At 41.5% G+C, this 21,742-nt stretch carries 23 protein-coding genes; 1 reads left to right on the top strand and 22 read right to left on the bottom strand.

Translation table 11 applies throughout. The annotated features are described in order from the left end of the window. Positions 1–73 precede the first annotated feature (73 nt). The 15 genes from recO to rpsU form a co-directional block, all read right to left on the bottom strand. The gene (gene recO, locus D9X91_RS02020) at positions 74–826 is read right to left on the bottom strand and encodes a DNA repair protein RecO (RefSeq protein ID WP_121678875.1); all 753 of its coding nucleotides are present in this window, start codon (positions 824–826) and stop codon (positions 74–76) included. Between the two features lie 63 nt (positions 827–889). Further along, a complete protein-coding gene (locus D9X91_RS02015; protein ID WP_121678874.1) occupies positions 890–1,033 on the bottom strand; it encodes a YqzL family protein in 144 nt (47 codons plus the stop codon). 148 nt (positions 1,034–1,181) lie between these two features. Next, positions 1,182–2,093, bottom strand: coding sequence for a GTPase Era (gene era / locus D9X91_RS02010; RefSeq protein WP_121678873.1), 912 nt, complete (start codon positions 2,091–2,093; stop codon positions 1,182–1,184). Then, positions 2,086–2,538, bottom strand: coding sequence for a cytidine deaminase (locus D9X91_RS02005; RefSeq protein ID WP_121679016.1), 453 nt, complete (start codon positions 2,536–2,538; stop codon positions 2,086–2,088). Before D9X91_RS02005 ends, era begins: the two co-directional genes overlap by 8 nt. A 198-nt stretch (positions 2,539–2,736) precedes the next feature. Further along, positions 2,737–3,138, bottom strand: coding sequence for a diacylglycerol kinase family protein (locus D9X91_RS02000; RefSeq protein WP_121679015.1), 402 nt, complete (start codon positions 3,136–3,138; stop codon positions 2,737–2,739). Further along, entirely contained in the window at positions 3,119–3,592 is a 474-nt protein-coding gene (gene ybeY, locus D9X91_RS01995; RefSeq protein WP_121678872.1) for an rRNA maturation RNase YbeY, read from the bottom strand. The genes D9X91_RS02000 and ybeY overlap by 20 nt, the downstream gene beginning before the upstream one ends. Beyond that, complete coding sequence (locus tag D9X91_RS01990) at positions 3,589–5,760, bottom strand: HD family phosphohydrolase (protein ID WP_121678871.1); 2,172 nt, start codon at positions 5,758–5,760, stop codon at positions 3,589–3,591. The genes ybeY and D9X91_RS01990 overlap by 4 nt, the downstream gene beginning before the upstream one ends. A gap of 442 nt (positions 5,761–6,202) precedes the next feature. Then, positions 6,203–7,165 (bottom strand): PhoH family protein, encoded by a 963-nt coding sequence (locus D9X91_RS01985; protein WP_121678870.1) that lies wholly within the window; start codon positions 7,163–7,165, stop codon positions 6,203–6,205. A gap of 3 nt (positions 7,166–7,168) precedes the next feature. Continuing rightward, the gene (gene yqfD, locus D9X91_RS01980) at positions 7,169–8,356 is read right to left on the bottom strand and encodes a sporulation protein YqfD (protein ID WP_121678869.1); all 1,188 of its coding nucleotides are present in this window, start codon (positions 8,354–8,356) and stop codon (positions 7,169–7,171) included. An 11-nt stretch (positions 8,357–8,367) separates the two neighbouring features. Beyond that, positions 8,368–8,652: a sporulation protein YqfC gene (gene yqfC, locus D9X91_RS01975; RefSeq protein ID WP_121678868.1), complete on the bottom strand. Its 285-nt coding sequence runs from the start codon at positions 8,650–8,652 to the stop codon at positions 8,368–8,370. A gap of 98 nt (positions 8,653–8,750) precedes the next feature. Beyond that, a complete protein-coding gene (locus tag D9X91_RS01970) occupies positions 8,751–9,167 on the bottom strand; it encodes a hypothetical protein (protein WP_121678867.1) in 417 nt (138 codons plus the stop codon). A 25-nt stretch (positions 9,168–9,192) separates the two neighbouring features. Continuing rightward, positions 9,193–10,194: a flotillin-like protein FloA gene (gene floA, locus D9X91_RS01965; protein WP_121679014.1), complete on the bottom strand. Its 1,002-nt coding sequence runs from the start codon at positions 10,192–10,194 to the stop codon at positions 9,193–9,195. A 201-nt stretch (positions 10,195–10,395) separates the two neighbouring features. Further along, complete coding sequence (locus D9X91_RS01960) at positions 10,396–11,745, bottom strand: NfeD family protein (protein WP_121678866.1); 1,350 nt, start codon at positions 11,743–11,745, stop codon at positions 10,396–10,398. Positions 11,746–11,881: 136 nt separating this feature from the next. Beyond that, on the bottom strand, positions 11,882–12,328 hold the full coding sequence (locus D9X91_RS01955) for a GatB/YqeY domain-containing protein (protein WP_121678865.1): 447 nt from the start codon (positions 12,326–12,328) through the stop codon (positions 11,882–11,884). Positions 12,329–12,342: 14 nt separating this feature from the next. Beyond that, positions 12,343–12,516, bottom strand: coding sequence for a 30S ribosomal protein S21 (gene rpsU / locus D9X91_RS01950; RefSeq protein ID WP_100331614.1), 174 nt, complete (start codon positions 12,514–12,516; stop codon positions 12,343–12,345). 260 nt (positions 12,517–12,776) lie between these two features. Between rpsU and D9X91_RS01945 the strand changes: the two genes are divergently transcribed. Then, the gene (locus tag D9X91_RS01945; protein ID WP_325050487.1) at positions 12,777–13,688 is read left to right on the top strand and encodes a Na/Pi symporter; all 912 of its coding nucleotides are present in this window, start codon (positions 12,777–12,779) and stop codon (positions 13,686–13,688) included. 58 nt (positions 13,689–13,746) lie between these two features. On the opposite strand, the gene deoC is transcribed toward D9X91_RS01945, so the two are convergent. The 7 genes from deoC to grpE all read right to left on the bottom strand — a co-directional run bounded on the left by deoC (position 13,747) and on the right by grpE (position 21,652). Next, positions 13,747–14,418, bottom strand: a complete 672-nt coding sequence (gene deoC, locus D9X91_RS01940) for a deoxyribose-phosphate aldolase (RefSeq protein ID WP_121678864.1) — start codon at positions 14,416–14,418, stop codon at positions 13,747–13,749. 382 nt (positions 14,419–14,800) lie between these two features. Continuing rightward, positions 14,801–16,159 carry a tRNA (N(6)-L-threonylcarbamoyladenosine(37)-C(2))-methylthiotransferase MtaB gene (mtaB, locus tag D9X91_RS01935; protein ID WP_121678863.1) on the bottom strand — a complete coding sequence of 453 codons (1,359 nt, stop codon included), beginning with the start codon at positions 16,157–16,159 and terminating at the stop codon, positions 14,801–14,803. 5 nt (positions 16,160–16,164) lie between these two features. Beyond that, positions 16,165–16,917 (bottom strand): 16S rRNA (uracil(1498)-N(3))-methyltransferase, encoded by a 753-nt coding sequence (locus D9X91_RS01930; protein WP_121678862.1) that lies wholly within the window; start codon positions 16,915–16,917, stop codon positions 16,165–16,167. A 26-nt stretch (positions 16,918–16,943) separates the two neighbouring features. Beyond that, entirely contained in the window at positions 16,944–17,882 is a 939-nt protein-coding gene (prmA, locus tag D9X91_RS01925) for a 50S ribosomal protein L11 methyltransferase (RefSeq protein ID WP_121678861.1), read from the bottom strand. Between the two features lie 26 nt (positions 17,883–17,908). Then, positions 17,909–19,042 (bottom strand): molecular chaperone DnaJ, encoded by a 1,134-nt coding sequence (dnaJ, locus tag D9X91_RS01920; protein WP_121678860.1) that lies wholly within the window; start codon positions 19,040–19,042, stop codon positions 17,909–17,911. Positions 19,043–19,208: 166 nt separating this feature from the next. Next, on the bottom strand, positions 19,209–21,038 hold the full coding sequence (dnaK, locus tag D9X91_RS01915) for a molecular chaperone DnaK (RefSeq protein WP_121678859.1): 1,830 nt from the start codon (positions 21,036–21,038) through the stop codon (positions 19,209–19,211). A gap of 35 nt (positions 21,039–21,073) precedes the next feature. Beyond that, positions 21,074–21,652, bottom strand: a complete 579-nt coding sequence (gene grpE, locus D9X91_RS01910) for a nucleotide exchange factor GrpE (RefSeq protein WP_121678858.1) — start codon at positions 21,650–21,652, stop codon at positions 21,074–21,076. Between the last annotated feature and the right edge of the window lie 90 nt (positions 21,653–21,742).

Below are 21,742 nucleotides of genomic sequence, written 5' to 3'. Positions count from 1 at the left end.
TGAGGCCCCTCCGAAAGCGAGCATCCTTCAGCGGAAATCAACATGACTCAACCTTTGTTTACAATTCAAAAATTCAAAGCATGCCTTTGAACCGGTCCATTTCCTTTAGGAATTTTTTTGATTTTAAATAGAGCCCTGAATATTCATCATAGTAGGAAGAGATGATGTTTTTTAATTCTTCCTTCGTTTCCGGCTTCACGGATATATTCCCCAGTCTATTCACGTCAAAAAAGTAAAAGATCCTCAATAGTTTCAAAGCTGAGATGCTCATGGGAAAGTGATAAGGATCAACCTGAAAGCACCTGTGGCATAAAAAACCGTTTTCCCTTATCGAAAAGCCGAATTCCCCATCCTTGCTTCCGCAGACGGCGCAGCGATCCAGCACTGGATATAGGCCCAAAACTGGCAGCATTTTCATTTCGAAAATATTGACCATGATTTCCGGATCGTACTCCTCATTGATGAATTGCAATGTTTGATGGAGAAGTTCAAATAAAAAGGGATTGCTCTTGCGTTCTTCCGTTCCCTTATCCAGTAAATCGGCTATGTAAGTGGCGTAGGCGGTTTTGAAAATATCCTCTTTGATGGAGCGAAAGGAGCTGCTCATTTCACCTTGCTGGAGCGTTCCAAGCCCTGTCCCTTTTTGGAACAAAAAATGGCCATAACTAAAAAGCTGGGAAACAGAGGAGAGACGGCTATTGGGTTTTTTAGCCCCTCTAGCCATCACTCCTATTTTCCCAAGCTCTCTTGTAAATATCGTTACGATTTTATTTGATTCACTATAATCTGTCGTACGTATCACAATTCCTTCGCATTTATGAAGCACAATCTTCACCCTTCCAGATCTGCTCTGTAATGATTTTTGGGTGCATATGCGGTTGAAAAACTATTATAAGATAGGAAAATTAAATTCTGCTAGCTCATCATCTGGATTGATCGGTAAATCTGTATGGTCTTTTTCAAGTTCTTTAAAAAGAAGGTATGTGTCAATATTACCCGTCTGTACAAATACTTTCCAGGTAAACTCCAACATAATAATCCCGCCTTTCATATTTTGAAACTAGCTTGAGATCCATAAGCCTCTTGTGATTAATATCACCTATTTGATTCAAAAACATGACTCGTAAAAATTACTAATGACGGAAATGAATAGAATCTAACCATTTGATTTTTGCCGATAATTAATATTCGTCTTCCCTGAAGCCAAAATCCTTAAGATGGGTTGCTTTATTTCTCCAGTCCTTCTGCACCTTAACCCATAGTTCAAGAAACACTTTAGAACCCAATAAATTCTCGATGTCAAGGCGTGCACGCTTGCCGATTTCCTTAAGCATCTTGCCTTGTTTACCGATTACGATTCCTTTTTGGGAATCCCTTTCCACCACGATCGTGGCCATGACATTGATAATATCCTTGTTTTCTTCCTTGGATATTTTATCTATGACTACAGCAATTGAATGGGGAATTTCCTCTCTTGTTAAATGCAACGCTTTTTCACGAATCAGCTCTGAAACGATAAATCGTTCAGGATGATCAGTAACCTGGTCTGCAGGATAATATTGAGGCCCTTCTGGAAGCAAGAATTTTATTTGTTCAAGAAGCCGATCCACATTGTTTCCTTGAAGCGCGGAAATGGGGATGATTTCTTCAAATGTGTATAGTTCTTTGTACGTCTCAATGATCGAAAATAAATCATCGGGTTGAATTTGATCAATTTTATTGATCACTAAATATACTGGCGTCTTCACTTCTTTGAGCTTTTCAATGATAAATTCATCACCGCGGCCAAATCCTTCTGCTGCATTGACCATGAAAATGATCAAATCGACTTCCCTTAAGGTATTCTGGGCAACCTTCATCATAAAGTCACCAAGCTTATGCTTGGGCTTATGAATTCCTGGTGTATCGATAAAGATCATTTGCGAATCGTCTCTTGTCAAAACACCTTGCACTTTATTTCTCGTTGTTTGGGGCTTATCGCTCATGATGGCAATCTTCTGGCCAATTACACGATTCAGGAAAGTGGATTTCCCAACATTCGGCCTTCCAATGATCGAAATAAAGCCTGATTTATGATTAGGATTATTATTCATTTAGATCCTCCGGAGAAAAAGCGCCAGGGAGTAATTCACTAACTGTCAATTCCTTTACATCATCATGCAGGTTGGTCAAAATGACTTTCATGTCAGGTGAGCATAATTCAGATATTACCTGTCTGCACGCTCCGCATGGCGGCACAGGCCTAGCTGTATCGGCAACGACAGCAATTGCTGAAAATTGAGTATCCCCGTCGGAATAAGCTTTAAAGAGGGCTGTGCGCTCTGCGCAGTTGCACATGCTGTATGCAGCATTTTCTATATTGCAGCCATGGTATACTTTTCCATCATTTGTTAAAAGGGCTGCGCCCACCTTGAATTTTGAGTATGGAACATATGCTCTTTCTCTTGCTGTTTTTGCTTCTTCGATTAGTTGCTTCGTATTCATGTTCGATTCTCCTTTGCTGTCTCTACATTTATATTTTACTACATTTTCAATCATTTTTTTAGGTTTATCATCTAATTGTAATAAAAAAATTAAAAATTCAAAAAAGTCAATCATTTTGGACGAATAATGACTTGTTCAATCATTTTAGCCCAAATGTTAAGCGTTTTCAAATGCAGCATCTGATTATAAGTCTCCCATACAGACACAAACAAGCCGCCTATACCGACAGGCAACCTGTTTTGAACCCTTTATTCAGTTTATGACCATTTGAAAAAGGTGTGCGGCCTTAGGGATGAAAATGACACATCCAATGATTATTGAAAAAAAGGCTGCGATGAAAACCGCTGATGCCGCAATATCCTTAGCCTGTTTGGCAATCGGATGGTATTCATCCGTCACGAGGTCCACGGTTTTTTCGATTGCAGTGTTCACCAATTCCAACGACAGGACCGCCGACATCGTCAAACACAGAACAAGCCATTCTATTTTACTGATGGAAAATAGAATGCCGGCTAACACGACTATGAGCGAGATAAGGAGATGTATCTGCATATTTCTTTCCGTTCTTAAAGCCAGCCAAAAACCGTTTCCAGCATATTTAAACGATGAGATAAATCGCTGGATGCCCGTCCGACTACAATCTTTTGAGTCCATACGCATCAAGGATTTCCTTTTGTCTTCCAAACATTATTTTTTCATCAGATTCATTCATATGATCATATCCCAAAAGGTGCAAAAAACCGTGAAGCGCGAGGAATCCCAGCTCTCTTTGATAAGAATGGCCGTATTCTTCTGCCTGTTCCCTTGCTTTCGAAACCGAAATGATAATATCGCCTAATATCCTCGGAAGGTCTGCTCCGACTATGCTTAATTCTCCCTCACCCATCTCTTCCATGGCAAAGGAAATCACATCCGTGGCACTGTCCTTATTCCGGTACTCCTTATTTATTTCCTTAATTCTGTCATTATCTACAAAAGTAACGGACAGTTCACTTTCTGATTCCACTTTTTCACTTTCCGCTGCAAAATTAAGCAGTCTTTGCACCAATTCCAGATCACGTTCTGATAATTCTCCTGTCTCGTCAAGAAAATCAATATTTAAACTCATGCTTCTTTCACCTTCTGTCTTTTCATATCTGGATACTCTATTCGAGAATGGAAAATTCCATTCAACGTTTCACATAAGGTTCTCTTCACCACTTCCAGCTCTTTCAAGGTTATATCACATTCATTAAATTGTCCATCCTGAAGTCGATCCTGTACGATGCTATGGACAACTTTTTTTATCTCTTCTGGAGTTGGATGGGTTTTTGACCTTACTGCAGCTTCCACACTGTCAGCGATGGAAATGACCGCGGCTTCCTTCGTCTGGGGTTTCGGTCCTGGATAGCGGAAATCTGATTCCTCGACTTTTCCCTTTGATTCTTTTGCTTTATGGTAGAAAAACTTCAAAAGCGTTGTACCATGATGCTGCTCTGCAATATCGATGATTTCTTTGGGGATTTTATACTTTCTCAGCATATTTCCACCATCCGTGGCATGAGCTATGATGATATCCTTGCTTGCATCCGGCGAAAGCCTGTCATGGGGATTATCCATATTCATTTGATTTTCAATGAAGAAAAATGGCCTTCTCGTTTTACCGATATCATGATAATAGCAGCCCACCCTTGCAAGGAGACCATTGCATCCAATCGCTTCACAAGCTGCATCTGCCAGATTCGCCACCATGACGCTGTGATGATACGTTCCAGGGGCTTCAGTTAAGATTTTTTTTAAGAGCGGATGATTGGGATTGGAAAGTTCAATCAATTTCATTGTGGACAAAATTCCGAATCCAGCTTCAAAAAAAGGCAAAAATCCAATTGTTAACACTGCAGATGAAATTCCTGAAGCAAATGCGAATAAAATATAATAAATATACTCCATTCTTGAGAATTGTCCATCTCCCATCAATACCAAGAAAAACAGCAGGAGTACATTGACGAATGAAACAAAAATGCCCGCCTGTAAAATATTCAAACGATGCTTCTGGTTGGATAGAAAAAGTATTCCCGACAGACCGCTGAATAATATATACAGCGCGATTTCAACATCGACCGTTCCATCGACGCTCCCGTGAAAAATGATACTGCCGCATGCTGCAATCAAAATAGCCACGATCATGGCAATCCGCTCATTCAGCAGAATCCTGATCAGCATTGGTCCCATGGCTGCAGGGAATATATATGCGAGGTCTTCTATATCGAGTTCTTCCATCAAATCAATGATCTTCATGATCAATAGCGAAGAAAGAAGAATCAAACTGATCAAAATGAGGAAATTTTGTTTTCTCTCTTCCGGGATATTCAGATGAAAGAAATGAATATAGAGGGTTCCGATCATCACAAAAACAAATATGGCCAGCCCCACTAATGGTTTGATGGTTGGATTGCTCTTCAGCAGCCCTAATAATTTCAACTTTCTATATACTTCTTTATCGATGGTTTGATTTTTCTCCGCCAACAGCTCACCTTGGAAAATCTTTTCCGGTTCGATGCTGTCCCTTGCTTGCTGTTTTCTCTCTTCTGTCAGGTCCGGGCTATACAAATCATTGGGAACGATTGCATATTTTCCTAATTCAATGGCAGCATTCTTTATTTCCTCGGAAAAACTCAATGACTTGATCCTTTGTTCAAGAACCTGCCTCAAGCTTTGGACATCTTCTTCCTTGATTTTCTGACCCATGACTGATCCGATTTGATTGATCACTACACTTTTCACTCGTGACAAATCCTGAGTGTTCGCTTGAAGAAGCGCAAGGAAAACAGAATCCGGTATGTATTTTGTAATGTCTTCAGTCGCATTTTTTGTGAGTTTTGACTTTAAAGATTGCAGTTGGTCCTGCAAAGACATTTCAGATGACTGGCCGGCCTCATCACTTGGATCAGGGGACTTCATTGATTTTTGGGCATCCTGCTTCACATCATCGATGAAGTCGAAAATGGAAGAGATTAGGGCGATTCTGTTCTGGCCGACTTCTTTTTTGAATTCATATACATTCCCAACATCATCAGCAGCCTTGTCCCGCTCCATATTCGTTTTCTGTTCATCAATGACGGTTTTGGGAGAGTATATATTCTTCTGTGCTACCGAAAAGAGTTCAATATCATAAGTCTCCGGCTTTACATTGCTATACAATACGCCATAAATTAATAAGGCCAAAGCAATGAAAATTAAACTTGTGAACAACTTTAGGCTTAAAATGTTCCGTATTTTCCCGATTATTTCCTGCATAAGAATCCTCCCCTATCACCATAGATAGGTTGACATTTTTGATAGTGCCTACATGACTGGTTCAGAGCAGTCAGCTCGTACAGCCTTATGTAAAATGATAACAGTTTTTTCTAATAATTTCATCCGCAAAAATATTTCCGGTTATGCATGGTTGATCGTTAGTATATTTTACAAAACCTTCGTCTTAATAAAAGGCTGTTTTCGTAAAGATTAGTGTTGAAATTCTAATACCGATTTTAACGTAAAAAGCTAATTTGTTCGTTGAATGAAAGTTTTCCAGCTCTTTTCTCCCTATATACGCTATTTAAAAGTAAAAATTTTGTATAAACAATTCTCCTTTATTAGCCATTGCACAACAAAGTATGAGAAAAGAGCCTAATAAAAAGCCTTTCCTTATCTTGCTGAGATTAACAGCATAATAAAGAAAGGCTTTGACAATTGTCTATGATTCATGGACGTCATAGGCTTGGATGATTCGAGAAACAAGCGGATGGCGGACCACGTCGCTTTGTTCAAGATGGATAAAAGAAATTCCCTTTATGCCATTCAAGATACTTTCGGCGATGACAAGGCCTGACTTAGCCCCTTTAGGAAGGTCGACTTGTGAGCGATCGCCTGTAATGACCATCTTGGAATCAAACCCCAATCGGGTTAGAAACATTTTCATCTGTGCCTGTGTCGTGTTCTGTGCCTCATCCAAGATGACGAATGCGTCATCAAGGGTTCTTCCACGCATATATGCAAGAGGGGCAATCTCAATTGTTCCCCGTTCAATCAAGCGCTGGGTATGCTCTGCGCCAAGTATATCGTGCAGCGCATCATAAAGCGGTCTTAAGTATGGATCGACTTTTTCTTTTAAATCGCCTGGCAAAAACCCGAGGCTCTCACCGGCCTCTACCGCTGGCCTTGTCAGGATGATTTTCTTTACTTCCCCATTTTTCAATGCATGCACTGCCATCACCACTGCCAAATACGTTTTCCCTGTACCTGCAGGACCGATTCCAAAAACCAGATCATTTTTACGGATGGCTGAAATATAGTGTCTCTGTCCGAGTGTTTTCACCCGGATCGGCTTTCCTTTTGCATTTTTTGTGATTTCTTCTTCATAAAGGTCCGGAAAGGTTTCGACAATGCCTTTTTGCCCCAATTCAATTGCATATAGGACATCGCGCTGCCCAATGTTGATTCCTTTTCGAATCACAATTAATAATTGCTGAATCAATTCATTCACAAGGGCTACCTTCGTTTCTTCTCCAGAAACAAAAATATCCTCTCCCCTTGTCACGATTGAAACTTGCAATTGTTCCTCGATTAATTTTAGATGAGCATCTGAAGCGCCGAACAAAGCAATGGCTTCATTAGGATTATCTAGTTGAAGGTTCATTTGTTTTAATTCTTCTGTCATTCGCTAGTCTCCTTGGATGATCGGTTGTCCAACAGCTATATTTTCAATCACTTGGAAATAAATTGATAACTTTACTTTACCATTCTCCACTTTTTCATGCAAAACTTTTTCACCTTTAATTTTTGCATCATTATCGAGCTTTGATTTTAAATCATTTAATGCGAGAATCTTTCCTGCCTTGATCGCTTCTTCTTCAGAATAGGTCCTCGTCCCTGTTTCCTTCTCCCTTATGATGGTCTGAATATAGCTTATCGGCATTTCCCATTTCAAAAATTTCACTGTATGAATTTGTTCATCCTTTTCGAAATCTTTCATATTATTTTTCCCGAATCCCCATATCGGTACTCGCCATCCCCAAAATTTCAGGCTGTGTCTTTTTATTTCATCTCCAGTCAACACACTGAATTGGGAGGTGATCGGGACTTCCACCTGACTTTTATACCATGTCTCCCCCCAGATCTCACCTTTGGAGGCTACAGCCTTGGATGTTTTATCTTTTCCGATGATCCCAGAAACGAGTGTCTGTCCCTTTTGAACATAATCGTTAACGTGGACCATCGATTGCCCTTCTTCGACATACATATCAACAATAACAGCCTTTTTCTTTGCGATTAAATTTTGATAACCTGTATTTTCACCCGGCTTTGGCTCATTTTTTTCCACTACTTGAAAATGGTAGGTTGCCCCCTTTAAATCCACACCTACCCATGTGATATTCTTCAGATTATCCGTTAATTCTTTTTGGATTGAATCCACGTCTCTCACGAAAAATTGAAGCTTCCCGACTTGAACACCGATCCGATCAAGCTCTTTCCTGATTTTGTGCTCAGTCTGCGGTGATGCCCCCTTGATATCTATTCTCCAAACCACATTGGATAATAGGGTGATAAGAAGGAAAAAGAGAATGATCCCAAATAAAAACCCAGCATTCTTCAATGTCCTTTTCCAAAGAAACGGGACCCCTTCCCCTCTTAGGAAAGTGATTTTACAATCTGTCGACTTCTTCACAGACCTTAGTTTATGGATATCCTTCAATGCCATCATGAATGTAATGGTCTGAGTGCCATGCCTTTTTAAATTCCATATGATTAAATGTGATCGGGTCAATTTGTTGATGAATCTTTCCAAGCCTGTCCCTTCAACCTTCACCCTCACCGCACCGCCAAAAAACGTAACCCAATGATTTTTCAACGTCCTTCCTCCTATTCTTCCAAATACAAAACTTCATTGATTTTTCCTTGAAGCATGATTTCTTCCGGGAGAATTGTTTTAATGACAAAGGTTTGTCCCTTAATGAGCAACTGCCCTTGCTTCAGAAGAAGCCTTACTTCTTTATCTGAGAAGGCAAGCAGCCCTCGATGATTTTCAATATAGATATGTATTTGCCCGATCATGGTGATACGGGGAAGGTCCATCATGACATCTTCCGGCAGGTCCATTTTTTTAGTCATCCAATTTCGAACCCTTTGAACCATGTTATTAGCCATAAAAAAGAACCCCCTTTCCTCTCATATGTATGAGAAAATACGGGGGTTCAGCACAAATTTTTAAAAAACAATCACACTCTGACATCTTTTACTGCACATCATTTCCTGAATGGCTTCTTCGCCCTGGGAGGCCCTAAAACCTCTGCCATGATGATTCCATTCAAGATATCTTTTTTGCTAAGTATTTCCTCATCTGTCCTTTTACTTTCATAATGAACATCCTCATGATGCGTTTTTACTTCCTCGTTTTTTCCAGCGATCCTCATATGAGGATCAGCCTGTGATTTTTTTTGATAATAATCTTCTCTTGCTTTTTTGGAGGCGCTTCTGGAACTTTCCCTGGGTCCCCTTCCTCTCTCGGTACCCATCCTGCCGCTTTTTTCTTTACTTTGAGGGAGGGTCTTGGAATTGCGAGCTTTGTTTTTATGTTTTTGTCCATGATCGTCATTGTTCGATTTAATCTTAAACAGCCACCCAATCACCCCTATGATGATCGGGATCAATAATCCTTCCATGTTTAAAGCCCTCCCTTCAGATCACTCAGTTGTTCGAATCTGTATTCTTATCTTTTTTGTCCCCGGTCATTTTCCCAATGGAGCCTCTCATGTCTGTGTCAGCATCGATGTTTTTAAAGTTCATATAATCCATAACACCTATATTGCCTGAACGCAGCGCCTCTGCCATGGCCAACGGCACTTTCGCTTCAGCTTCAACCACTTTAGCCCGCATCTCTTGCACACGCGCTTTCATTTCCTGTTCACTTGCTACAGCCATAGCCCGACGTTCCTCAGCCTTTGCCTGAGCGATATTTTTATCTGCTTCAGCCTGCTCTGTTTGTAGCTCGGCACCGATATTCTTGCCGATATCAACATCCGCAATATCGATTGAAAGTATTTCAAAAGCGGTCCCGGCATCCAATCCTTTCGTTAAAACTGTTTGTGAAATCAGATCTGGATTTTCAAGCACCTTTTTGTGGTTATCAGAAGAACCGATCGTACTTACTATACCTTCACCTACCCGGGCAATGACCGTTTCTTCTCCTGCCCCCCCTACCAGCCTCTCGATATTGGCTCGTACGGTGATTCTTGCTTTTGCTTTCACTTCAATCCCATTCATGGCAACCCCTGCAATAAACGGAGTTTCGATCACTTTAGGATTTACACTCATCTGAACGGCTTCCAGTACATTACGTCCTGCGAGATCAATCGCTGCGCATCTTTCGAAAGAAAGTTCAATATTTGCACGATGTGCCGCAATCAAAGCATTTACAACCCGGTCGACATTCCCCCCGGCCAGATAATGGCTTTCCAATTGATTGATTGTAACATTGATCCCTGCCTTGGAAGCTTTGATCAACGGATTGATTACTCGGTTTGGTATAACGCGTCGAAGCCTCATTCCGATTAATGTGAAAATGCTTATCTTCACCCCTGCTGCCAATGCCGAAATCCATAGCATCACGGGAACAAATGTAAACAGAATTGCTAAAACAATAATTCCTACAGCAATAGCCAATAAGATTAAAATCATACTAGCGTCCATGACCATTTTTCTCCTCCTCTAATTTTTTTCTTTTCAAAAGAATCTGTTAAACACCGCTGTTGATTTCCACGCAAGTCTTCTCTTTCCGCAGGCGGGCCGGAGTCTTCGACTTGCACTCCAATCAACAGCTGGAGAGAGCTTATATCAACAATAAGCATTAACAAAGCCTTTCAAAAAAAGCTTTTCATACCATGGTGTCATTTACCCATCACGGGATGCGGGCGATTCTTTTTGTAATGTTTCTCTAACGATTATCCGAGATCCTTCTACTTTCATGACGATTACACTGACATCTTTGCCGATATAGCCGCCCTCACTCACTGCATCGATCCTTTCATCATCGATCATGATCGTTCCGGAAGGACGCAAAGGTGTTTTTGTTAATCCGATGCGGCCGATCAGTTCAAGTCGATTGACATTGGAAACATATCCGCTTTCTGTATTCGTGGAATCCGAGAGAATGATTTTCTTGAAGAGCTTCATTTTTTTCCCAAACACTTTGACCATCACAACCATTCCGATAATCGTAATCGTGATTGCTATCAAAATTGATATACCCATATATTTCACATTCCCAGATGCTAAAAATAAGCTTCCAAGCACTGCCGCGATGCCCAATATCCCCGCAACGGCACCTGGAAGGAAAAATTCGAGTACAATGAGAACGATTCCTATGATAAACAAGACGATCGATTCGTATCCTGCAAGTCCCGCTACCAGATGCCCATAGAAAAACAGCACCAAGGATACAATCCCCATCGTACCTGGAATCCCAAATCCAGGAGAGTATAATTCAATGACAAGACCAAGGCTTGCAACAGTTAAAAGAATGGGGACGACAATCGGATTAGTTAAAAAACGGGCGAATTTTTCGGCAAAGCTTACGTCTACATGGTGAACTTTTGCATTAGCAAAACCAACTTCCTTAAGCAGTCCATCCAGATTCTTGACGGTCCCCTCGGAATACTTCACCTCTTCTGCCTGCTGGGCCGTAAGGGTCAAAAGCTCCCCCTTACCCGCATCATATTTAGGCAAATCAACACTTTCATCCGCCATTGCCACCGCATACAAAGGATTTCTTCCGTTTTGCTCTGCTGCACTTTTCATTGCAGCCCTCCAATAGCTTTCTGCTTTTTTTCCGGCTGCGTTGCCTTTTTGATCGATGATGGCTGATGCGCCCATTGTCGCGTTTGGGACCATATATATTTCATTGGCGTTCAGTGAAATATAAGAACCGGCAGACAATGCCCTTGAATCTACAAATGCAATGGTTTTTTTCACGGCTGTGCCTTTAATCAATTTACCAATTTCCGATGCCGACTCTACAGATCCGCCTGGTGTATCGATATCAAAAATAATGAGATCAGCGTGATTGGTTTCAGCCTCATGGATCGCCCTTGTCAGAAAAGAGGTCAATCCTTTTTCAATTTCGCCTTCAATCGGTATGACATAGACTCCTTTATTGTCCGTTTTACTAAGACCATGCTGCGGAAGTACCCCAGCTAGAATCAGAAACGCAGTCATGGCAAAGAAATATTTAAGAGTCCGCATTCTTGCCCCCCTCTCTCAATTAGCTTTGGTAAATATATGTACGTTTATGTTCAACAATAGTTTCATTTTCGAATAAAAAAAGAAAAAAAGAGAAAAGAGCCGCGGAGCATCATCCACGACTCTTTTGATAGTTATGTTAAGTTAAAAGTTGTTGAACAAGTTTGCTCACGAGTGACCCATCTGCTTTGCCTTTAACTTTAGGCATTAAGGCACTCATCACTTTACCCATTTCAGCCTTAGAAGAAGCATTTACTTCCTTAATGGTTTCTTCCACTAATTGACGTACTTCTTCCTCTGAGAGCTGCTTTGGCATGTATATTTCAACGTAAGTTATTTCCGTGCGAACTTTTTCCGCCAAATCTTCACGACCGGCGTTCTCAAATTCCAGAAGGGAGTCTTTGCGTTGCTTGACTTCGCGAGAAAGAACTGTCAACTCTTCGTCTTCCGTCAACTCTTGTTTACCAAGTTTGATCGCTTCATTCTGCAATGCCGCCTTAATCATCCTAATGACGGAGAGCTTATCTTTTTCCTTATTCTTCATCGCTTGTTTCATATCTTCATTTAAACGTTCGAGAAGACTCATAACTACACCCTCTCTTACCACTTACGTTTTCTGGCAGCTTCAGACTTTTTCTTGCGTTTTACGCTTGGCTTTTCATAAAATTCGCGCTTTCTGTACTCTTGTAAAGTTCCTGTTTTAGAAACTGAGCGTTTGAAGCGACGAAGAGCATCTTCAAGCGATTCGTTTTTACGAACAACTGTTTTTGACATCTCTCTTTCCCTCCCTCCGAACACACTACACGTACATGGTCTTTTAGAGGACATGTGCCTCTTAGAACGTGCAAGAATCGTATTTAAGATACTTGCAGCATCTTGTCCGTCAAAATTACTTTTACTCAATACGAACAATCATGTACTTTGCAATTATAATATATCGAAATAAATTGGTCAACATTTTACAGGATAATTCCTCTTTTTAGTTGGCATGTCCATGAAAATTCCCCCATAAAATGAATGGAGGAGTGATGATCATGCTTGTTGTCCTGTTTTGTTTGCTCATCGTTTGTTTTATTCTTGGCATGACGTGGATGAGGATCGGATTATATAACCTCTCCGGGAAACAATTAAAAGGCTGGATGCATTCCTTTACAGCCTCCCCATTAAAAGGCATGGCGGCAGGAACGGTCGCTACTGGTATTTTGCACAGCAGCTCAGCGGTGATGGTGATGACCGTCGGATTCGTCTCAGCTGGGATCCTGACCTTTCCCCAGTCGATCGGGATTATATTAGGCACCAACATCGGGACTACTTTCACATTGGAATTCATTTCGTTTCCAATCGATGCTTTCATTATCCCTTCGATTATTGCTGGTGCGTGCCTTCTGGCGATGAAACAGCCAAAATTAAAAAGTCTTGGATGGGTATTGGTTGGATTGGGGATGATTTTTACTGCAATGAGAGGCTTTGAATGGCTTGCCCAGCCCCTGTTTGGGTACAAGTTTGTTCAAAGCGGCTTTTCATTGATGAATCGTCATCTTTTATATTCAATGTTATTCGGTATCATCCTGACGGCCATCGTTCAGTCGAGTACAGCTACAACAGGTATGATGATGAGCTTTTTGCAGGCAGGCATTGTTCCCCTGGAATCTGGGATTGCTTTTATGATCGGAGCGAATATTGGAACATGCATTACCGGATTGATTGCAGCTGTAGGCGCAAATAAAGAGGCGAAGCGGACAGCCTATGCTCATATATGGCTGAATGTCGGGGGAGCAATATTGTTTTATCCCATGATTCATCTCCTTGGAGAAATATCCTCTTCTTTTACAACAACCCCTTCCATGCAATTGGCGCATGCCAGCGTCATTTACAATCTTGTTTGTTCTTTGTTGGTTTTACCTTTTGCAGAGAAATTCGGAAGGCTGATCATGAAGGTTCATTGAAAAATAAAAAAAGCTGTTCCTTGCAAACAAAAACGTTTGTGGAACAGCTTGTATCATATTAATAATCTGAGTCGCTTGTCAAGCCTTGTACGATTTTCACGCCTGCGCTTGCACCGATTCGAGTCGCACCAGCATTGATTACATTTTCTGCATCTTCTACGCTTCTTACTCCTCCGGATGCTTTCACACCGATATCGGGACCAACAGTTTTTCTCATAAGTGCAACATCTTCAGGAGTTGAACCGCCTGTAGAAAAACCAGTGGATGTTTTCACATAGTCCGCTCCAGCTTTTACGGATAATTCACATGCACGGACTTTTTCTTCATCGCTCAACAAACATGTTTCAATGATGACTTTTGATAAAGCCTTACCTTTAGAAGCTTCGACCACTGCACGTATATCTTTTTCCACCAATTCGTCATTTCCATCTTTTAATGCTCCGATATTAATGACCATATCCACTTCAGTAGCACCGTTCGCAATTGCATCCTTTGTTTCGAATGCTTTCGTTTCAGGTGTATTCGCACCAAGAGGGAAACCGATAACAGTGCAAACCTTTACATCTGTATCTTTTAAAATTTCATATGCTGTGCTTACCCATGTAGGATTTACACATACAGATGCGAATTTGTATTCTTTTGCTTCAAGGCACAGCTTTTCAATCTGGTCTTTTGTTGCCTCTGGCTTTAAATGTGTATGATCAATCATTCCTGCAATATTTTGAGTCATTATAAAAATCTCCTTTCGGTTGTACGTACCTCTTTAATATATCATTCTTCTCGAAGAAATTCGATATTATTTTTATCCATTGAAGATTTTTTATGAAGGATTTAGTTTGAAAGGTTTTTTTGAAGGCTCTTCTCGCAAGTTTTGTTGCTATTCATCAAAGTCGGTACAATGTTTATTTGCGCTGCGTGGTCTCACCCTGCCCGCTAATCCCTACGGAATCTCGCACCTTCCGCTCCAATCAACACCTAGATTATGCTGATGACAACAAACACGTTTTAATATGAAAAACCCGAACGAATCCGAATTTCATGGAAAGATTTCGGATTATAGTTCGGGTTTTCTTCGACTAAAACATTTTTGTCCCAGCCTCTTTAATATATGACTAAACAGCATGACTTTCTTCGTCTTCAATATGATGGTCTTCCATCACTCTCACGAATTGTCCCTCGTTATAAGGATATCCTGCCTTCGTGATTTTCACCTTTACAAGCTTGCCGATCATATCTTCGGAAGCAGGGAATACGACCTTCAAATAATTATCTGTGTAGCCGACGTATAAATCTTCGCTTCCATCTTCTTTAAATGGCTCTTCAGGTATGACCTCAAGAACTTCATCTTCAAATTGTGAAGCATATTCCTTTGCGAGCTGATCTGACAAGTTAATCAGACGATGAACGCGTTCGTTTTTGATTTCTTCATCGACTTGATCATCCATTCTTGCTGCTGGGGTTCCCGTTCTTTTGGAATAAGGGAATACATGCAGCTCAGAAAATTTATGTTCCTTGATGAAATTATAGGTTTCCATGAACTCTTCTTCTGTTTCACCTGGGAATCCTACAATCACATCGGATGTAACTGCAAGGCCAGGGAGTGCCTTTTTGAGCATATTTAACCTCTCACCAAAGAACTCCATCGTATATTTTCTCCGCATCCGTTTTAAAACTGTATTGGAGCCTGATTGAAGGGGGACGTGCAAGTGCCGTACCACAATATTCGATTGATCGATGACCTCGATTACTTCATCCGACAATTGGCTTGCTTCGATCGATGAAATGCGCAGGCGTTTGACGCCTTTTACATTTTTCTCGATATCCCTTAAAAGCTGGGCAAGATTATAATCCTTCATATCTTCCCCATATCCGCCAGTATGGATGCCGGTCAAGACGATCTCTTTATAGCCTGCATCAACCAGCTGTTGAGCTTGGCGAACTACTTCCTTGGGATCACGAGATCTCATCAGCCCGCGAGCCCATGGAATGATGCAGAAAGTACAGAAATTGTTGCAGCCTTCCTGAATTTTCAAGGATGCTCTTGTTCGGTCTGTGAAAGCAGGGACATCCAACTCTTCATAAACACGGTTTTTCATGATATTGCCGACACCATTGATGGGCTGACGTTCTTCTTTATATTGCTCGATATAGTCAAGCATTTTCACCCGGTCTTGAGTCCCGACCACTACATCAACCCCGGGAATGGCCATGATTTCTGCAGGGGAAGTCTGTGCATAGCATCCAGTAACGCAAATGACTGCATCAGGATTTTTACGGATAGCCCTTCGAATGACCTGACGACTTTTTTTATCGCCGGTATTTGTAACGGTACAAGTATTGATGACATAAACATCGGATGTTGATTCAAATTCAACACGCTCGTACCCTCTAGATTTAAACAACTGCCAAATAGCTTCAGTTTCATAATGATTCACTTTACATCCAAGTGTATGGAATGCAACTGATGGCATTTTTTTCACCTCAATAACTCAAATTGATAAGAAATGGCTGATAATGCATATAAAGGCGCCGTTTCCGTTCTTAATATCCTTGGTCCCAAACCACATACGGTAAATCCATTGGATTCAAATACTGTTATCTCTTTGTCGCTCAGGCCACCTTCCGGCCCAAAGACGATCATGACATTTTTGCCCTGGTCCATTTCAGTAAGAAACTTGGCAAAGTTCGATTTCTCGCCTTTTTTTCCTTCTTCTTCGTAAGCTACGACCTTATAGTCAAATTTCTTGCTCATATCAAGAAGCAGCTTGAACGAGACAGGGGAATGGACGAGAGGAACTGAATGACGATGTGATTGCTCTGCAGCTTCCAACGCTATCTTGTTCCATCTCTCCGTCTTTTTCCCGGCTTTTTTTTCGTCCAATTTCACAATGGAGCGATCTGCCATAAAAGGGACAAATTCCGCTGCACCGAGTTCGGTCCCTTTTTGAATGATAAGCTCTAATTTATCCCCTTTTGGCAATCCGCTCGCTATTGTCACATCGACGGGGAGCTCATTGGTCCCTTTCTCCCATTCTACAATGGATGCAATGACCTGGTCATTTGTAATATTTTCAATCACTGCCTTTGCAGCATCACGATTGGGAAACACAGTATAAAATGCATCTCCCTCTTTCATTCTCATCACCCTGGAAATATGGTGAAAATGCTCACCTTCCAAAGTGATCGGCCCTTCACCTCTATATGGTTCATCGAGAAAATACCGCTGCATCAAAGTCACCCCTGAAAATATTTAACTTAATTCTTTTTAGCAATGATCGCTACCCAATCTTCCATAAGCATCGTTTCCTCGATCGATAACCCAGCTTCGATGATAGCATCTTTTACTTGTTGTTTTTTTTGCTGGATGATGCCTGAAGCAATAAAATATCCGCCTTTTTTCAAATTCTTTGCTGCATCGTTTGTGAAGAGCAGAATAACTTCAGCGAGAATATTTGCCACGACAACATCTGCTTGTAATTCCATTTCATTGAGCAGGTTATTTTGTGTTACAGAAACGACATCATGCACCTTGTTCAATTTCGTATTCAATCTTGCTGCATTTACCGCAACTTCGTCTAAATCCAACGCTTTCACTTCGGATGCCCCCAGCATTGCCGCAGCAATGCTCAAGACGCCGGAGCCCGTTCCGACATCAATGACGAAATCTCCTTTTTTCACAGTCCTTTCCAACGCTTGAATGCACATAACCGTTGTTGGATGGGTTCCCGTCCCAAAAGCCATCCCAGGGTCAAGTTCGATTATGAGCTCGTCACTGTTGACTGGCTGATAGTCTTCCCAAGTAGGGACGATTGTGAATTTTTTTGAAATCTTCACAGGATTATAGTACTTTTTCCAAGCAGTGGCCCATTCCTCTTCATTGACCTCGCTGATTGTAACCTGATTCAAACCGATATCGATATTGAATTTCACCAAATTCGTAATCGCTTGTTTTATTTCTTCCACCGTCTCGCCAAGAAAGCTGTTGACTGGCAAATAAGCTTTTACAATGACCCCTTCTTCAGGGTAATCTCCAGGATTGAGTTGATAGATTTCACCGAATTGATCTTCCCTTTCTTTCTCCAATTCGAAAGGATCCTCTATGACTACACCGCTCGCGCCTGCCTCGTGAAGAATATTTGAAATAGGTTCAATGGCCTCATTCGTAGTGTGTATGCTGATTTCTGACCATTTCATGCATCTACCAACTCCGTTCCCGTTATTTATTCACCTTTAAAAGCTCGTTTTACTTTGTCAAAGAAACTCTCCTGATGTTCATCCAAAACTTGACCACTGAGGTCAGCAAATTCTCTCAAAAGCTGTTTCTGTTTTTCGTTCATTTTCGTCGGTGTCACTACTTTGACCTTGATATGCTGATCTCCAACGCCATAGCCTCGTACATTCGGCACTCCTTTGCCTTTCAATCTGAAACGCGTGCCTGTCTGTGTCCCTGCAGGAACCTTCAACTTCACTTTGCCATGCAGCGTAGGTACTTCAATTTCATCTCCCAATGCGGATTGAACGAAGGTAATTGGCATTTCGCAATAAATGTCATCACCATCGCGTTCAAAGAATTCATGGGAACGAACATGGAAGACTACATAAAGATCTCCTGAAGGACCTCCATTTACTCCTGGTTCTCCTTGGCCAGTGACACGCAGCTGTTGACCATCATCGATGCCAGCCGGGATCTTCACATTGATTTTTCTGCGTTTTTTCACTTTTCCGGCTCCACCGCATGTCGAACATTTATCTTTAATCTGTTTCCCTGTTCCCTGGCAGTAATGGCAGACCCTGCGATTGACGATTCGTCCAAATGGTGTATTCTGCTCCTCATTCAGCTGCCCTGTTCCTTGGCAGTGTGAACATGTTTCAGGCTTAGTTCCAGGCTTGGCACCAGACCCATGACACGTTTCGCAAGTTTCTTCCCTAGGAATTTCAATGTCGGTTTCCTTGCCGAATACCGCATCTTCGAAAGATAGTGTCATCGTATATTGGAGATCGGCTCCTTGTCTAGGTGCATTTGGATCACGCCTTCTGGAACCGCCGCCGCCAAAGAATGTATTGAAAATATCTTCAAAGCCGCCGAACCCGCCGCCGCCAAAGTCCGATCCACCGAAACCACCGAAGCCTTGATTTGGATCAGTATGTCCAAACTGATCATAATGCGCACGTTTTTGATCGTCTGACAATACCTCATAGGCTTCTTTGATTTCTTTAAATTTTTCAGCTGCATCAGCTTCCTGGTTGATATCCGGATGGTATTTTTTTGAAAGCTTTCTATATGCTTTTTTTATTTCATCTTTACTGGCTCCCTTTGAGAGCCCCAATACATCATAAAAGTCCCGTTTACTCATAAAACACACTCCCGACTCGATTCACATAAAGATTATTTTAACATTGTGGTAAAATGTCTTGCAAGAATAAAAGGGATTCCCCCTGCAAAAATCTCTCAAAGAAAAAGCCAAAGCCAAGAATGACCTGACTTTGACTTTATCGTTCAACGATTTTGTTTAATAATGATTATTTGTCGTCATTTACTTCTTCATATTCAGCGTCCACGACATCATCTTTTCCGCCTTCTTGGCCTCCGTTTGCACCTTGCTGTGCTTCAGCCTGTTTTTGGGCTTCTTCGTAAAGCTTCATGGAAAGATTTTGAACAATTTCTTGTAGTGCATCTTTCTTTTGGCGGATTTCTTCTAAATCATTCTTTTCGATTGCTGCTTTCAATTCTTCCTTGGCAGCTTCTGCTTTTTTGACTTCTTCTTCTTCCACCTTGCCTTCAAGGTCTTTCAACGTTTTTTCAGTTTGGAAAACTAATTGATCCGCTTCATTTTTTAGTTCTACTTCTTCTTTGCGTTTTTTATCTGCGTCAGCATTTTCTTCAGCTTCTTTAACCATGCGTTCTACTTCATCCTCGGAAAGTCCGGAAGAAGATTTGATGGTGATGTTTTGTTCTTTGCCTGTGCCAAGATCTTTGGCGCTGACATTCACGATACCGTTTTTGTCGATATCAAATTTGACTTCGATTTGCGGCACTCCACGAGGAGCTGGAGGAATATCAGACAATTGGAAACGGCCAAGCGTTTTATTGTCGGATGCCATCGGACGCTCACCTTGAAGTACGTGAATGTCTACAGCTGTTTGATTGTCTGCAGCAGTCGAGAATACTTGTGATTTTGAAGTCGGGATCGTCGTATTGCGTTCGATCAGTTTTGTGAATACGGCACCCATCGTTTCGATTCCCAATGATAACGGAGTTACGTCCAGTAAGACTACATCTTTTACATCTCCGGTGAGGACTCCACCTTGGATCGCTGCACCCATCGCAACTACTTCATCAGGGTTGACGCCTTTATGGGGATCTTTTCCTACTTCTTTCTTGATGGCATCTTGTACTGCCGGGATACGGGTAGATCCGCCGACAAGGATTACTTTATCAATATCAGATGGAGACATGCCTGCATCCTTGAGGGCTTGGCGAGTTGGCCCCATTGTTCTCTCGACCAAGCTTGCAGAAATCTCGTCAAACTTAGCGCGAGTCAAATTGATTTCCAAATGCAATGGACCTGCTTCACCTGCAGTGATGAATGGCAGGGAAATTTGAGTGGATGTTACACCAGAAAGATCTTTTTTTGCTTTTTCTGCTGCATCCTTCAAGCGTTGAAGCGCCATTTTATCTTTGGAAAGATCAATGCCATTTTCCTTTTTGAATTCTTGAACCAAATAGTCGATGATGACTTGGTCGAAGTCATCTCCGCCAAGACGATTATCCCCAGCAGTTGAGCGTACTTCGAATACTCCATCGCCAAGCTCCAGGATGGATACGTCAAATGTACCTCCGCCTAGGTCATAAACTAAAATTGTTTGATCTTCATCTGTTTTATCCATACCATATGCCAATGCCGCAGCAGTTGGTTCGTTGATGATCCGTTCAACTTCCAATCCTGCAATTTTACCCGCATCTTTTGTAGCCTGGCGCTCAGCATCATTGAAATACGCTGGTACTGTAATGACTGCTTTTTCTACTTTTTCTCCTAAATAATCTTCAGCATATGACTTCAAATATTGAAGGATCATCGCAGAAATTTCTTGTGGAGTGTAGTCTTTTCCTTCCGCTTCGATTTTATGGTCTGTACCCATATGTCTTTTGACGGAAATGATTGTGTTAGGATTTGTAATTGCTTGACGCTTTGCCACTTCACCTACTTGGCGCTCGCCATTTTTGAATGAAACAACGGAAGGTGTCGTACGATTTCCTTCCGGATTGGGAATTACTTTTGCTTCCCCGCCCTCAAGAACGGCTACGCATGAGTTTGTTGTACCTAAGTCAATACCGATAATTTTGCTCATTGCTGTTTTCCTCCTTGTTTCAATATGTATTGTATTTATTGACTGACCTTGACCATTGACGGCCGGATTACACGATCTTTCAATTTATACCCTTTTTGGAATTCTTCAACCACCACGTTTGAGCCGGCTTCTGAATCCTCGACTTGCATAACAGCTTGGTGTAGATGGGGATCAAATTCGTTGCCCACTGATTCGATTACTTCCACCCCTTCTTTTTTCAAAGCATCCAACAAGCTTCTGTAAACCATTTCCATTCCTTGCAATAAAGATTTAGACTTCTCATCCTCTGGCGCCATTTGCAGCGCGCGTTCAAAGTTGTCAATGGCTGGAAGCAGGTCCGAGACCAAGCTTTGCGCTCTATATTTTTCACTCGCCTCTTTATCCAAATTCACTCGGCGACGGAAGTTTTCAAAATCTGCACGCAGTCTTACATAACGATTTTCGGATTCTTCAAGCTTTTGTTGAAGTTCCTCGAGTTCTGAAGCACCTTCTACGGAAACATCTTCAGAAATGGTTTCCTCAGTTGATTCAACTGCTCCGGTTTCATCAAAGATCTCTTCAACCGCCTCTGCGTTTTCATTCATCTCTTCTGTATGTTTGTTGTTTTCTGCCATTGTCTTCACCTCCTTAAAATACTTTAAAACTGTCCAAGCCCACAATGAAGGGGATACAAAAACATAGCTGATTTCTGCGGAAATTCGCTC

Source organism: Falsibacillus albus, from assembly GCF_003668575.1.
In the GTDB taxonomy this organism is placed as follows: Bacteria; Bacillota; Bacilli; order Bacillales; family DSM-25281; genus Falsibacillus; species Falsibacillus albus.
Note: the sequence above shows the minus strand (reverse complement) of the source record. Positions and strands in the feature narration are given on the sequence as shown.

Coding starts and splice junctions, on each gene's coding strand:
- D9X91_RS02000 (WP_121679015.1), bottom strand. CDS start 3,138: ATGGACTCAAAAGATTGTAGTCGGACGGGCATCCAGCGATTTATCTCA.
- D9X91_RS01985 (WP_121678870.1), bottom strand. CDS start 7,165: ATGACAGAAGAATTAAAACAAATGAACCTTCAACTAGATAATCCTAAT.
- D9X91_RS01970 (WP_121678867.1), bottom strand. CDS start 9,167: ATGGAAGGATTATTGATCCCGATCATCATAGGGGTGATTGGGTGGCTG.
- ybeY (WP_121678872.1), bottom strand. CDS start 3,592: ATGAGTTTAAATATTGATTTTCTTGACGAGACAGGAGAATTATCAGAA.
- D9X91_RS02005 (WP_121679016.1), bottom strand. CDS start 2,538: ATGATTGAAAATGTAGTAAAATATAAATGTAGAGACAGCAAAGGAGAA.
- yqfC (WP_121678868.1), bottom strand. CDS start 8,652: ATGGCTAATAACATGGTTCAAAGGGTTCGAAATTGGATGACTAAAAAA.
- D9X91_RS01930 (WP_121678862.1), bottom strand. CDS start 16,917: ATGCAGCGGTATTTTCTCGATGAACCATATAGAGGTGAAGGGCCGATC.
- D9X91_RS01945 (WP_325050487.1), top strand. CDS start 12,777: ATGCTTGTTGTCCTGTTTTGTTTGCTCATCGTTTGTTTTATTCTTGGC.
- grpE (WP_121678858.1), bottom strand. CDS start 21,652: ATGGCAGAAAACAACAAACATACAGAAGAGATGAATGAAAACGCAGAG.
- deoC (WP_121678864.1), bottom strand. CDS start 14,418: ATGACTCAAAATATTGCAGGAATGATTGATCATACACATTTAAAGCCA.
- era (WP_121678873.1), bottom strand. CDS start 2,093: ATGAATAATAATCCTAATCATAAATCAGGCTTTATTTCGATCATTGGA.
- D9X91_RS02015 (WP_121678874.1), bottom strand. CDS start 1,033: ATGTTGGAGTTTACCTGGAAAGTATTTGTACAGACGGGTAATATTGAC.
- dnaK (WP_121678859.1), bottom strand. CDS start 21,038: ATGAGCAAAATTATCGGTATTGACTTAGGTACAACAAACTCATGCGTA.
- D9X91_RS01960 (WP_121678866.1), bottom strand. CDS start 11,745: ATGCGGACTCTTAAATATTTCTTTGCCATGACTGCGTTTCTGATTCTA.
- floA (WP_121679014.1), bottom strand. CDS start 10,194: ATGGACGCTAGTATGATTTTAATCTTATTGGCTATTGCTGTAGGAATT.
- prmA (WP_121678861.1), bottom strand. CDS start 17,882: ATGAAATGGTCAGAAATCAGCATACACACTACGAATGAGGCCATTGAA.
- mtaB (WP_121678863.1), bottom strand. CDS start 16,159: ATGCCATCAGTTGCATTCCATACACTTGGATGTAAAGTGAATCATTAT.
- D9X91_RS01990 (WP_121678871.1), bottom strand. CDS start 5,760: ATGCAGGAAATAATCGGGAAAATACGGAACATTTTAAGCCTAAAGTTG.
- rpsU (WP_100331614.1), bottom strand. CDS start 12,516: ATGTCAAAAACAGTTGTTCGTAAAAACGAATCGCTTGAAGATGCTCTT.
- D9X91_RS01955 (WP_121678865.1), bottom strand. CDS start 12,328: ATGAGTCTTCTCGAACGTTTAAATGAAGATATGAAACAAGCGATGAAG.
- dnaJ (WP_121678860.1), bottom strand. CDS start 19,042: ATGAGTAAACGGGACTTTTATGATGTATTGGGGCTCTCAAAGGGAGCC.